8 protein-coding genes are annotated in these 13,438 nt (G+C 53.7%); 4 read left to right on the top strand and 4 right to left on the bottom strand.

Features of this window, described 5'->3' with window-relative positions; genetic code table 11:
• Nucleotides 1-182: 182 nt before the first annotated feature.
• Entirely contained in the window at nucleotides 183-1,700 is a 1,518-nt protein-coding gene (locus tag NXT09_RS04825) for a cellulase family glycosylhydrolase (protein WP_268579054.1), read from the top strand.
• Nucleotides 1,701-1,771: 71 nt separating this feature from the next.
• Here the strand turns inward: NXT09_RS04825 and pspF are convergent, their stop codons facing one another.
• On the bottom strand, nucleotides 1,772-2,761 hold the full coding sequence (gene pspF / locus NXT09_RS04820; RefSeq protein WP_268579053.1) for a phage shock protein operon transcriptional activator: 990 nt from the start codon (nucleotides 2,759-2,761) through the stop codon (nucleotides 1,772-1,774).
• 225 nt (nucleotides 2,762-2,986) lie between these two features.
• Here pspF and pspA point away from each other — a divergent pair, with 225 nt between their 5' ends.
• The 3 genes from pspA (at nucleotide 2,987) to pspC (ending at nucleotide 4,321) form a co-directional block, all read left to right on the top strand.
• Nucleotides 2,987-3,652, top strand: coding sequence for a phage shock protein PspA (gene pspA / locus NXT09_RS04815; RefSeq protein WP_010295838.1), 666 nt, complete (start codon nucleotides 2,987-2,989; stop codon nucleotides 3,650-3,652).
• A gap of 79 nt (nucleotides 3,653-3,731) precedes the next feature.
• The gene (pspB, locus tag NXT09_RS04810; protein WP_010276759.1) at nucleotides 3,732-3,956 is read left to right on the top strand and encodes an envelope stress response membrane protein PspB; all 225 of its coding nucleotides are present in this window, start codon (nucleotides 3,732-3,734) and stop codon (nucleotides 3,954-3,956) included.
• Nucleotides 3,956-4,321, top strand: coding sequence for an envelope stress response membrane protein PspC (gene pspC, locus NXT09_RS04805; protein ID WP_015840550.1), 366 nt, complete (start codon nucleotides 3,956-3,958; stop codon nucleotides 4,319-4,321). Before pspB ends, pspC begins: the two co-directional genes overlap by 1 nt.
• Nucleotides 4,322-4,413: 92 nt before the next feature.
• Here pspC and NXT09_RS04800 read toward each other — a convergent pair whose 3' ends face one another.
• The 3 genes from NXT09_RS04800 to NXT09_RS04790 all read right to left on the bottom strand — a co-directional run bounded on the left by NXT09_RS04800 (nucleotide 4,414) and on the right by NXT09_RS04790 (nucleotide 13,418).
• Complete coding sequence (locus NXT09_RS04800) at nucleotides 4,414-4,968, bottom strand: hypothetical protein (protein ID WP_268579052.1); 555 nt, start codon at nucleotides 4,966-4,968, stop codon at nucleotides 4,414-4,416.
• A gap of 143 nt (nucleotides 4,969-5,111) precedes the next feature.
• Nucleotides 5,112-5,594 carry an immunity protein RhsI2 family protein gene (locus NXT09_RS04795; protein WP_174877840.1) on the bottom strand — a complete coding sequence of 161 codons (483 nt, stop codon included), beginning with the start codon at nucleotides 5,592-5,594 and terminating at the stop codon, nucleotides 5,112-5,114.
• Nucleotides 5,595-5,606: 12 nt separating this feature from the next.
• On the bottom strand, nucleotides 5,607-13,418 hold the full coding sequence (locus NXT09_RS04790; RefSeq protein ID WP_268579051.1) for a hemagglutinin repeat-containing protein: 7,812 nt from the start codon (nucleotides 13,416-13,418) through the stop codon (nucleotides 5,607-5,609).
• Between the last annotated feature and the right edge of the window lie 20 nt (nucleotides 13,419-13,438).

The following is a 13,438-nucleotide window of genomic DNA, read 5'->3' as shown; positions in this document are numbered from 1 at the left end:
AGGATGAAAACGGGCTCCGACTCTTTGGCAACTGCAACAACATTACTTGCTTACTATTTCTCTATAAATAATTAATAAAATCAATATGGTTGGGATATTTCCTAAATTGTTTGCGGGAACAAAAATCTCCCTTATCATGCGTGTACCCAAGATCATGGGTGCTCACAATGGAGATAAGGAATATGTGGATGAGAAGGAATAAAATCGTCAGGAAATTGACGTTAGGGGTGGTAACAGCGGCACTGGGGATGTCACTCAGCTTTTCAGCATTATCCGCCACGCCGGTAGAAACACATGGTCAGCTGTCCATCGAAAATGGACGACTGGTGGATGAACAGGGGAAAAGGGTGCAGTTGAGAGGGGTCAGTTCACACGGTTTGCAGTGGTTTGGCGACTATGTCAACAAAGACTCGATGAAGTGGCTGCGTGATGACTGGGGAATTAACGTATTCCGCGTCGCCATGTACACGGCAGCAGATGGCTATATTTCTAATCCCTCCCTCGCCAATAAGGTAAAAGAGGCCGTTGCGGCGGCGCAAAGCCTCGGCGTTTACATCATCATCGACTGGCATATTTTGTCGGATAACGATCCTAATATTTATAAAGCACAGGCAAAAACCTTCTTTGCTGAAATGGCTGGGCTGTATGGCAGCTCACCGAACGTGATTTATGAAATCGCCAACGAGCCAAACGGTGGCGTGACATGGAACGGGCAGATTCGACCTTATGCGCTGGAAGTGACTGACACCATCCGTAGCAAAGATCCCGATAATCTGATTATCGTCGGTACGGGCACCTGGAGTCAGGATATCCACGACGCAGCGGATAATCAGCTGCCCGATCCGAATACGATGTACGCGCTGCATTTCTATGCGGGTACGCACGGGCAGTTCCTGCGCGACCGCATTGACTATGCACAAAGCCGTGGCGCGGCGATTTTCGTCAGCGAGTGGGGCACCAGCGATGCGTCCGGCAACGGTGGACCGTTCCTGCCAGAATCGCAGACCTGGATCGATTTCCTGAATAACCGCGGCGTAAGCTGGGTGAACTGGTCGCTTACCGACAAAGCCGAGGCATCCGCTGCGCTGGCACCGGGAGCGAGCAAATCAGGTGGTTGGACAGAGCAGAATCTGTCGACGTCAGGCAAATTTGTCAGAGAACAGATTCGCGCAGGTGCAGATCTGAGCGGTGGCGATACGCCAACTCCGCCAACGGAACCGACCAACCCAGGTAACGGAACAACGGGTGACGTCGTGCTGCAATATCGTAATGTGGATAACAACCCTTCCGATGATGCGATTCGTATGGCCGTCAACATCAAAAATACCGGAAGTACGCCGATCAAACTGAGCGATCTGCAAGTGCGTTACTACTTCCACGATGATGGCAAACCCGGCGCGAACCTCTTTGTTGACTGGGCGAACGTTGGCCCTAACAACATCGTGACCAGCACAGGAACGCCAGCCGCCAGCACCGATAAAGCCAACCGCTACGTTCTGGTGACCTTCAGCAGCGGCGCTGGTACCCTCCAGCCAGGTGCAGAAACCGGTGAAGTGCAGGTGCGTATCCACGCCGGTGACTGGAGCAACGTGAATGAAACGAATGACTATTCATACGGTGCTAATGTCACGAGCTACGCCAACTGGGATAAAATCACCGTGCACGATAAAGGCACGTTGGTATGGGGTGTGGAGCCGTAATCGCGTGCTGTTAACCCATTAATCCATTTACTCTGCGGGCGTTAATTCGCCCGCATTTTCTTTCCAGACCGTCACTCATTTACCGCAATATCGTGTTTCTTCAGCAATCCACGCAGTTGGTGATAGGTTAATCCCAGCAGCTCAGCGGCTTTGCGCTGGTTAAACTTTGCCTGATTCAATGCCCGATCGATCAAGCCTTTCTCCTGTTCCAGCAGCCACGGTTTCATCTCCAGCGGTAAATCCGGCTGATTGATTGCTGCACGTAGCGGCGTTTCCTGAACAGTGGGAGTGCGGCGGAAGGGATTCAGAATGATGGCATCAAGAGGCTGTTCGCTGTCGCCGTGGCGGTACACCGAACGTTCAACTACGTTTTTCAGCTCACGAATATTGCCCGGCCAGTCGTAATTCAGCAGCGTTTCGCGCGCGGCGGGCGTAAAACCGGGAAACAGCGGCAGATGCAACTCGCGGCACATCTGAATCGCAAAGTTATCCGCCAGCAGCATGATGTCCTGTTGCCGTTCACGCAGCGGCGGGAGTTGCACAACGTCAAAGGCCAGGCGGTCGAGCAGGTCCGCACGGAATTTACCGCTAGCAGCAAGCGCAGGCAGATCGTCGTTAGTCGCACACACCAGACGTACATCAACCTGTAGCTGATCTCTGCCGCCGACGCGCTCCAGCATGCCGTATTCGATCACCCGCAGTAATTTCTCTTGCACCAGCATCGGCGCGGTGGCCAGCTCATCCAAAAACAGCGTTCCGCCGTCGGCGCGTTCGAAGCGTCCCAGATGGCGTTTTTGCGCCCCGGTAAAAGCCCCGGCTTCATGACCAAATAGCTCGGAGTCGAGCAGATTCTCGTTGAGCGCCGCACAGTTGAGAGAAACGAACGGCCCTTGCCAACGCGGGGAAAGGTAATGCAGGCGGCTGGCGATCAGCTCTTTACCGGTACCGCGTTCGCCAATCACCAGCACGGGTTTATTCAACTGTGCCAACTGCGACACCTGTTCCAGTACCTCCAGAAAGCTGTTGGCTTCGCCCAGCAGGTTCTCTTTTTCCTGAAGCATGATGTTTCACCGTGTTATTTTTACTAACTGTTAGTGCATTTGACTAATTTAACGGAATGGGGGAAATAGTCAAAATTATCTATTCTTTATTTTTCAGATAGTTAAGATTAATTAAAAGTTGGCATGCTTATTGATATACCTATAGGGAGATCGCGACTGGCTCGGCTGGTCACGGTGATAAATCAGGCGTAATCAGACGCTGGAAATCATGAAGAGGATGTAATTATGGGTATTTTTTCTCGTTTTGCCGACATCGTGAACGCCAATATCAATTCATTGCTGGATAAAGCTGAAGATCCGCAGAAATTGGTGCGGCTGATGATTCAGGAAATGGAAGATACGCTGGTTGAAGTACGTTCAACCTCGGCGCGGGCGCTGGCAGAAAAGAAACAGATTGCCCGTCGTATTGAACAAGCGCACGGTCAGCAGGAGCAGTGGCAGGAAAAAGCCGAGCTGGCGCTGCGTAAAGATAAAGACGATCTGGCCCGTGCGGCGCTGATTGAAAAGCAGAAGCTGACCGACCTGATCGCGGTGTTGCAGCATGAAGCCGAAAGCGTGGATGAAACGCTGGAGCGCATGAAGCGTGAAATCGGCGAGCTGGAAAATAAATTGAGCGAAACCCGCGCTCGCCAGCAGGCGCTGACATTACGCCATCAGGCTGCGGCATCGTCGCGTGACGTGCGTCGCCAGTTGGACAGCGGTAAGCTGGATGAAGCGATGGCGCGTTTCGATCAGTTCGAACGCCGTATTGATACGATGGAAGCGGAAGCTGAAAGCCACGGATTGGGGAAACAAAAATCGCTGGATCAGCAGTTTGCCGAACTGAAAGCGGACGATGAAATCAGCGCGCAGCTGGCGGCACTTAAGGCTAAAGTTAAGCCAGCAGAGTAATAAGAGCGTAACGCCATCGGATGGGCTGTCGTTAGAAAACGGCAGCCACCGGCGTGTGAATAATAACTAAGGAGACACAATGAGTGCGTTGTTTCTTGCCATTCCGCTGACCATTTTCATGTTGTTTGTGGCACCGATATGGCTTTGGCTACATTACAGTCAGCGTAAAAACAGTGCTCAACTGGGACAAAACGATATGCAACGTCTGACACGTTTAACGGAAGAGTCCAACCGTATGCGTGAGCGTATCAGGGCACTGGAAGATATTCTGGATGCAGAACACCCGGACTGGAGAAAATCGTAATGAAAAATACGTGGTCAGGTAAAACGTTATATCGCATACCGGAAGAGGGCATGCTGAAAGGGGTTTGTGCTGGTTTAGCGCGTTATTTTGACGTGCCGGTGAAGCTCCTGCGGATAATCGTGGTGCTGTCGATGTTTTTCGGCCTGTTCTTTTTCACTATCGTGGCGTACATCATTCTGACCTTTATGCTCGATCCGGCTCCGGCGGGAATGGGGTTTGAGGATGAAAAGACGGCTCGGACACCCAGCCAACTGCTGAATGAGGCGGATGCGACCTTGCAGGCCAGCGAACAGCGCCTGCGTAGCATTGAACGCTATGTCACCTCGGATACGTTTGGCGTTCAGAACCGCTTTCGTCACCTGTAATTTGTCATCGGTTATACTCTTTCGCTGACATTATCCACCGTACGACTTGAGTCGAGAGTGGATAATGTCGCGCTGCTTTTTCGCTGCAATCTCTATGATCCGATTCCACTGTGCATCGGATGCCAGCCATTTCCTTCTTTCGCGCTGTAGCGAACATTCTGGAGCGGGACAAGTTTCCACTGACCATCACTGTCCTTCACCATCTCGCTGGCCTGTACGCGGCACTGGTAGTGCAACGTATCGGCTTCCAACTGGAACTGATATTTTTTGCCTTTTTCCGGAACAAAGCGGGTGGTAATAAGACATGAGTATTTGCTTTCAACATAAACGTTGATAATCGCTGTTTCAACATCAGGCACTAATGGTGTTTCGTAGTAGTCAATATTGTATTTCTCTCCAGATACTTTTGGCATTCCGCGATCCTGGGTGTTCTGTAAAACCCATTCACTGGAACGAATAAGACCGCCAGCGCGTTTGCCATTTAACGTCTGGTAAATACTCGTCTGTTCTGTGTTATCTACGATACGTACCCACGGGGAGTCATTGGTTTCATGGGGCGGAATGAAAAAAGAGTTGTTTGGCATAATAGAACAGCCTGAAGAGAGGAGTGTTATTATTGCCAGACTATTTCGCAGTAATTTTTTCACTTGTTTCATTCCTAATGGGTTTGAAAAGTAATGGGTATTTTACAGTAATGCTGCGCTCAGTTTTTAAGACTAACAGCTCCCCACCAGAGGTGGGGAGTGCAATATTATAAAGGTGTCATTATTTTAATTAGCGTATTTCGTTATCATTTAATGGGTTGTAAAGAAATCGCTATTTCCAGCACGATATCAGAATAACATTTATCGCCATTGGCTGATGTTCTCTTAAGTTCATCAAGTGCATAAACGATATCCACCCTGGCTCCCGGGCGGAACAGCTTCTTATCTTCATCATCGATATGGCTATAAATGCTTTCTTCAATGACAGAGCCATCATCCAGCAGCAAACTGAAACAGTTATCTACCGGAGAGGGATCTTGTCCTGCCACATAGGTTCTTGTGATCGTGCCAGATCTGTGCAGTAAACGCATTTTTCCCTGTTCAATGCTACTCCACCACTCGGATGAGCCAAAAAGACCATTGGCTCCCTTCAGGCCCATGGCTGGTCTTGATGGATCGAGAGTCAGAGCCTGCGTTAAAGCCACTTGCTCAGGGTCCCCTCTGAGTTCTTCTGAAAGAAGATAGACAATTTTCATAGGGTGTTTCGAGTTTTCAAGATTTAACAGCATAATGCTTTCCTGTTATTTAACCTGTTCAAAATGGACGATGTTTTTATTAAAAATCTCCATTCCTTTGCCTTGTCCAAGTTGTGTCGTCATCTGTCCTCCTTCAACCTTGAAGCGAGTATTGGTTTCCATCCATTTACCCGTTTGGGTGGACATATTGGGCAATTCTTTCGCTGCAGCACTGTTTGCGGCAATACCAATTTTTTCCAGTTCGGAGAAAGTGCCTGATTTAACAGTAATTTTCACTGTTATACCATCGTACTTAGAAGAGTATGATAGCACTGGAGAAACTGATGTTTCAGTGGTCGCTGGCATCACCCCTGTTCTTTCAAACTGCCTGAATTGCTCAGGTGACATCGTCCGATAAACAATTTCATTGCCATGAACATCACGTTGCTGAACGGGACTTAGCGGATTTTTAGCTGTCGTTGCAGGAGTACCAATGGTACCCGACGTCCCTTTGTTGCCTGACTGCGTTTTTTGTATGACTTTGTTGAACGCCATGCCAGCAGCAAATTTTACAACTTCCTGCGCCGATGCACCATTATCGTATAAGCTGAGGATCCCATTGATATCAACAGGCGTCATCGCTGAGGTAATGATATCGTTTTTCAGTGCCAGCTCACGGATTTTCTCATCGCTCAGTCCCTGTGCTTTCCATTCAGCAAGCTGTTCACTGCCCTTAATGGCGGCGACATAAGGATTGCCAGCGACGCCCATCGGTGTCCAGTCAATGCCCGTCTGTGTATAGATGTCACCGATGAATCCAGAGTAATCAGAATTTAACTGGCCCTGTTGCGCACCATTCATCATGGTTCTGGCATAATCTGTTACGAGATAGCCGAACTCATCAGCCGTTATTGCCCCTGATTGATACATCGCGACCAGCTTTTCACCCGCTTCTTTTTCCCGTTTACGGTACTCATTGCGGATCTCGGTCTGGCATTTACCATTAGAGCCACAGGCAGCAAAGCGTTCCTGTAGTTCATCCATACCACCGATACCGGCGGCTTTTAGTTTTTCATACAGCGCGCGACCTTCTTTACTCAGTTTTTCAACGCCGTACTTATTTGACAGCAGATTATAATCAACGGCATTTTTACCCGCGTCATGTCCTGCCACAGCGCCTGCCGAAGAATCGCTCGCCAGACCTGCTGCCATGGTGGCAGCCAGAGACGCCAGATTACTGACTTTCGCCCGTTCATCATCAGTCAGTGACTCAACCGTTCTGTTTGGATAGAGATAGTCGACGATCGCTCGCGCGGCCAGCTCACCACCTGCTGCACCAACTGCTCCTGCAGTGGCGTTGGAACCGGAAAGCTCAGCCACCACGCCGCCAACGATAGCGTGACCGATGGCATTGGCTGCGATCTGCGCGGCAGTGGGATTGTCGCTATTCTGCAGAGTCAAATCGCGCACGGTGCTGGACAGATAAGGCGCAGCACCCTGTGCCAGCGCTTTCAGTGGATCACCACCCGCCAGCGCAGTGATGGCTGCCGCTGCGGCACGAATGCCTTTATTAAGCTCTCCGCCCGCTTTATATTGATCGTTGATGTCCTTATACGCGGCGGTATTTTGTACACGTGCCCAGTACTCCTGACGCGTCTCTTTGGTCTCATCCCACTCACCAGCCGCCTTAATTCCCGCGTTGTTCGCCATAATCTGGCCCTGACTGAGGGTGATATCCACGCCCTGATTAACAACGTCGCTAATCAGGCGCAGTTGGTTCAGACGCTGCTGTTCCTTCGCTTTATCGAAGATTGGGCTGATACTTTGGTTAGCGTGCTCGACATCGCGGCTCAGCTCGCTGACATCCTGCTGCTGGTTCGCCTGATCACGGATAATCAGCGATCCTGGAGAAACGGCAGCATAAGTCGTACCGGAAGCATTCCCATCGCTGCCACCCGCACCCAGGCCATTGGCCGCCAGATTTTGCACGGCATTTTTCAGCAAATCCTGCGCGCCCAGCCCGCCAGTACTGATGCCGACGCTGCTGTGTGACACCTCAAACTCTGCACGGTTGTTGATATTGCTGAAGCCCAGCGTGCCAGTACTGAGACGGTTTTTATCTTCACTGGCGGTGCTGCCAATCACGGCACCATCCAACTGCGTGTGGTTACCGACAGTGATATCGAAGCCGCCGTCACCCGCGAAGATGCCGGTTTGTTCCTGCACACTGTTATAGGTGCTGTGGATTTTGTCCTTCGCCACGCTGGCGCTGACGCTGCCAGTCATGCTGCCAAAGGTAAAGCTGGCACCTGCTGAGCTGTTCTTTTGCTTCGAGTCGTAGTTATTAACGTCCTGCTCACTCTGCAGCGTCAGGTTACGGCCGACATTGGCGACGACCTGATCGGCACTCAGCTGTGCGCCGCGCAGGGTAGTGTCACGCCCGCTGTTGACCGTCAGCTTATTACCGGCGTCGACGGTGGTTTCTGTATGTGTCAGGCCATCGCCATTCTCATTACCGGAACCTTTACTGGCATTGGCAAACACACTGATTCCTGCACCGCCTTGGCCCGCACCGATGCTGACGCCGATGCCGCCACCGCTGTTGCTGTTTTTGCCGGTCTGCAGCTGAGTATTCTGCGCTGACAGCAGGTTGATATCGCGGTTTGCCGACAGCAACACATCGTTGCCCGCTTTCAGCTGACTGCCGCCGATGGTCAGATCGCCATCGTTGCCATTCTCTGAACCGGTCGCCACCAGGTTGATATTGTTGCCCGCCTGCACGGTGCTGCCGGAGGCGTTGACCGCTTCGCTGTGGCTCTCGCTCTTCGACTTCGAAGTACTCAGCGACAGGCTGACACCAATGGCGTTCTGGTCGGTGGTGTTCTGCGACGCCAGTACCGCCGCCTGAGCAGCCTGCACGCCTGCCAGACCGGATTTCAGCTTCTGCAGCGATGCCATACGGCCATCCTGCTGCTCATCGGCGGCTTTCGCGCTGGTGTAGGCGGTGTTGATCGCGCTGCCAATCGCGCCGGACAGCGCCAACGTCAGCCCCGTCTGTTTGCGTTCGTAAGTGGTGTCGGTGGTGCTCTGGTTATTCGCGGCATCAATGGTGATGTTGTTCGCCACCATATTGATGTCGTTACCGGCGATCACATCAGAACCCTGCACGGCGATATTATTACCCGCCACCAGGCTAGTATCGCCATCGACGCTGCCCAGCGTGCTGTTGTTGTGGGTCAGCGCCGCGGTATCGGAGGTCGAACTCTCTTTGATCGAGCCGACAAAGAAGCCAATGCCGCCGCTGCTCATCAGACCCGACTTGGTGGTTTTCTTCATCGACCAGCTGTCGCGGCTCTCTTCCGCTGCCGTGACGTTGAGGTCATTCCCGGCACGTAATGCCAGACCCTGATCCGCCGCCACATCGCTGCCGGTGATATTCAGGTTGTTACCCGCGCTGACGGCGATATTTTCCCCGCCCAGGCTGCTGCCGTTTGCCAGCGTGGCATCATAGCCGGCGCGGGTGGTCGTGGTGCGTTTCGACAGGAAGCCGGAACCTTTCACCTTCGAGTTCATATCGAGATATTCCTGGCTGCTGGCGCTGCCGAGGTTGATATCATTGGTGGCGGTCAGCGCAAGCTGCCGATCGGCATTCAGTTTCGCCGCCTGAGCGTTAATATTATTGCCCGCGTTCAGCGTGATATTGCCGTCGCTGGTGACGTCACTGCCTTGTACCTGAGTCAGCGTCTGTGCGACGTGGTTATCTTTATCCCACACCACCTTGTCGCTGCTGCCGGTGGTAATGGTGGTCATATTGATATCGCGGTTAGCGGCGATCTGCGTCTGGCTGTTTTCACCGGAACTGACCAACTGCGCGGCCTGCAGATTGACATCACGGCCTGCCTGTAGCAGCAGTTTGCCATCGTCTCCCTGGACATACATGCCCGCCACGCGGTCGATATTGTCACGGCTGAAACTGTTGCTGCCGTTCTGGCTCTCGGCGTGATTGGTCTCGCTAGCGACGGTGATATCACGTCCGGCCTGCGCGAGCAGGGTATCGGTCGCACGTACCGTGCCGCCGGTATTGGTGATGTCGTTGGTCGCCTGTAGCGATACGGATTTACCGGCGATGACTCCGCCGACATTCACGATCTCGTCGCCGGAAATGCTGACCAGTTGGGTGGCGCTGATGCGACCGCTGTTTAGCATGCCGCCGCTGACGCCGATACTGACGTTCTTACCCGCCAGCAGTGCGCCGCTGCCGTCCATGTCGCCTTGCTGCACCTGTGCATACACCTGCGGGACCAGCACGTTCTGGGTGGTGCCATCTGGCATCTTCATATCCTGCGCCACCAGCCACACCATATCCTGGGTGATCTGCTTCATTTGCTCGGCGGTCAGCGCCACGCCCGGTACCAGGTTGAATTTCTTCGCGAAGCTGACGCCGGCTTCCATCAGACCTTTGTACTGTTCTTCATCGCTGGTGTAATCCGCCAGGTAACGCTGGCCAACCAGCTCAACGATCTGCTCGCGCACCAGACGCTGTTCATAGAAACCATCGCCGAGACGTTTTTGCGTGATCGACGGATCGGTCCGCAACTGGCTCAGCATATAGTCGGAACTCAGCCAGGTTCTCTGATTGGTGAAACGCGGATCGGTTTCGATCAGATAGCTGCTGGTGGCATCCGGCAGGGTGGTGAACAGGCTGCCGGTTGGCAGAGAAGCGTCCGGTGTCATCGAGCGAATGACATCGGTGTTCTGTCCGGCCACTTCCACGCGCTGCGCGGCATAATCCGCCAGCGATGGCGCGTTGCTGGTCGCCTGGGTATTCTCCTTCATCACGCTTGGGCTGAGGCTGATGGACTGAATTTCCGTTGGCGGGGTATAGGCGGACGCTCTGGCTTTCTGGCTGTCGGTGCCTTTCTTATGAATACGATCCCACTCAATCACCTGGCCGACTTTTTCCGTCAGTTTCTGACCGGTGACTTCGGTGTTTACCAGTTCTTTGACGGCGGTCAGCAGACTGCCGCCAGCAATAATCTGGCTCTTGTCATTCAGCAGCTTATCGCCGGCGAGTGAAATCTGGCCGCCCGCAATAATTTTCGCCGGATCGCTCTGTGCGATCTGTTCTTCGCGCACCGTTTCGGTGTAGCTGTACTGATAATAGTGGTCACGACCACACACCACACCTTCAATACAGATATGACGCACTTCATTTTTGTAGAAACTGATGTTGTAGTCGTCAGGGCTATAGTGAACGCCATTATTCAGGTCGACCACCATATACTCATTTTTCTGCTTCTCTGACAGCTGTACGAAGCGGGTTACAAAATTGTCGTTGATATTGTTCAGCGCGGTGAAGCTGAGCGCCATATTGCCGACAGACTCTATTGTGGCACTGTGGTTGTTAAGGTCGCCCGCTTTGCCGCTGGCCACACCGTTTTCATCGAGATTGCCACCAATGGCCAGATCGCCACCGCTGTAGATCAGTGAATGAGTATGGTTATTCAGCGTGCCGACGCCCAGATCGAGACGCTGACGCGCCGCAATAGTGGCGCTGCTGTTATTTTCCGCCAGGTTATTCAGTGTCGCTGCGCTGATCGCCAGACCGTCACCATAAATACGACCGGTACCGATATTGTTGACGGTGCTGGCATTGATGCGGGTCAGCACGCCGTCGATCAGGCCACGGTTGCTCAGCGTATCGCTGGCGTTCAGCGTGGTCTGCTGCGCGCTCAGTTCGCCTGTGACTTGGTTATCGATGTTGCTGGCCTGCACATTCAGCTTACCGCCTGCGCCAAGCAGCGCATTGTTAATCAAGCTGTTGTTGACGTTCAGCGTCAGATCGCCATTTGCCAGCGTTTTATTGTTGTTACTGAAGCCGTTCGCGAAGCTGAGATCCATATCGCCAAGCGACAGAATTTCACCGCTGCCGTTAATCTCGCGACCGCGGAAGGTCAGCTGCTGACCCGCCACCAGACGACCCCCTTCATTGCTGATACGCAGATCGCTGCTGATGGCTGTGGCGCGGGAGAGGGCGCTGGTGTTTTGCTGATCGAGCGTCAGCTGTTTATTGGCGGAAATCTGCCCCAGGTTGTTGTTCAGCACCGGCGTGGCGATTGCCAGGTCGCTGGCGGCGGCAAGCGTACCGTTCTGGTTATTCAGTTCACTGCTGGCCGCAACATCCAGCGAGCCGGAACCGGCCGCCATGATGGTGCCGCCCTGGTTATTCAGGCTGGCGCTCTGCACGCTGAGTTTTTTGGCGTTGGCGGCGATGCGGCCATTCTGGTTATCAATGCTGTCGCTGCTGAGTTGCAGATCGCGGTCGCCGCTCTGCAGTAACTGGCCGCCACGGTTGCTGATAACCGGCGTACTGACCTGTAGCGCATTGGCGTTAATCACGCCGCGATCGTTGCTGAGTTTACCGGCCGCTGAGAGTTTCAAATCGCCACTTGCCAGCAGCTGTGCGTCGTCGGTGATGATATCGCTGCTGCTGGTCAGCGTGGCGTGATGCGCGGCGGTATCGCTGCCGCTGAGATCAATCTGGCTGGCGCTGGCGTTCAGATCGCCACCGGCCAGCGCCTGACCCTGGCTGGTCAGTTTGCCGTCGCTGGCGAGTGTCAGATTGCCGCTGTTGGCCAGCGTGCCATCGGTTTTCATCCCGGCGGCAATGGCCGCGCCTTTGCTGTTGCGGATGGTGGCGCCGCGCACGCTGGTGTTGCCTTTGGCGGCGATCAGGCCGCTGTTGGTCACCCCGTCACTGGCAGTGGTGCTGTGGTCGCGCTGGGCAAACAGGGTGCCGCTGTTATCGACTTTTTTACCGCCCAGCAGCAGATCCTGCCCGGCATTGACGGTGCCGCTGTTAACGATATCGCCATTAGCGTTAATGGTGATATCACCCGCCTGCGTGCCGAGTGTGCCTTTGTTGCTGACGCCGACCCCTTGCTCGGTCGCCACCAGACGGATTTTACCGGCATACATGCCGCCCAGTTGGGCGACGTCGATCGCCAGTGTCGGTTTGACGTCGCTGCTGTCGCTCTCCGCTGCGCTGCTGGCGCTGCTGTTATCGACAACCTTATTGTTATCGGCGGCCACTTCGTTTTTACCGGTGGTGACGGTCACATCTTTCGCCCAGATACCGGCATTCACTTTCACGGTGCGGGCAATCAGATCGGTGTAGTCCTGCCGGCTGCTGTCCATGCCAGCGCCTTCAACCACGATCTCACCGCTGCCCACGCGGTAGCCGCGCAGTTCACCGTTGGTGATTTGCGGTGTGCCGGTGGTCAGGGTGGCGCGGTTGGCATTAATAAAGCCACAGCCGTCGCAGCTGATACCTGCCGGGTTGGCAATCACCACCTGCGCCTTACGGCCTGCGACTTCGACGTAGCCATTCAGCTTGCTTGGGTCACGCGAATTGACTTCGTTAAGAATAATTTTGGCTTCGCCTTTCGCCAGCCATGGGTTACTCGCCACCCAGCCGCCCAGTTGGGTCTGTACCTGCTTGTGGGAGTTATTCAGAATCGCGCCTTTGTTATCGACGTCGAACTGGGTGTATTTGTTGTGCGATACGCCACCGGCGCTTGGCGTCTGGATATTGACCTGCGGCGTGCCGTTGGCGCTCTGCATCACATTCGGTTGCTGCCCGCCCGGTGCACTCTTGTCGGCGACAATCCCGGCCGCCAGCGCCTGTGGCGCGAGCGTGACCAGACCGAGTGCGGTCATGGTCAGGAAGGCGGTGGGTTTCATCCGGCCAATCAGCTGGCTCAGTGTATGGCCGACGCCGTTTGCGCCATTTTTGCCCTGGCCACGGTTGATTTCGGAAACCACCATTAACAGGCCGCGAGCCTTGTTGAAAATGATGCGATAGAGGTTCTTATTCACGAAAAGTTATCCCTGCTAAA

Source organism: Pectobacterium jejuense (assembly GCF_026800125.1).
In the GTDB taxonomy this organism is placed as follows: domain Bacteria; phylum Pseudomonadota; class Gammaproteobacteria; order Enterobacterales; family Enterobacteriaceae; genus Pectobacterium; species Pectobacterium jejuense.
Note: the sequence above shows the minus strand (reverse complement) of the source record. Positions and strands in the feature narration are given on the sequence as shown.

What these genes read in the sequence shown, in the direction of transcription:
- NXT09_RS04825 (WP_268579054.1), top strand. Translation starts at nt 183, where the DNA reads ATGTGGATGAGAAGGAATAAAATCGTCAGGAAATTGACGTTAGGGGTG.
- pspF (WP_268579053.1), bottom strand. Translation starts at nt 2,761, where the DNA reads ATGCTTCAGGAAAAAGAGAACCTGCTGGGCGAAGCCAACAGCTTTCTG.
- pspA (WP_010295838.1), top strand. Translation starts at nt 2,987, where the DNA reads ATGGGTATTTTTTCTCGTTTTGCCGACATCGTGAACGCCAATATCAAT.
- pspB (WP_010276759.1), top strand. Translation starts at nt 3,732, where the DNA reads ATGAGTGCGTTGTTTCTTGCCATTCCGCTGACCATTTTCATGTTGTTT.
- pspC (WP_015840550.1), top strand. Translation starts at nt 3,956, where the DNA reads ATGAAAAATACGTGGTCAGGTAAAACGTTATATCGCATACCGGAAGAG.
- NXT09_RS04795 (WP_174877840.1), bottom strand. Translation starts at nt 5,594, where the DNA reads ATGCTGTTAAATCTTGAAAACTCGAAACACCCTATGAAAATTGTCTAT.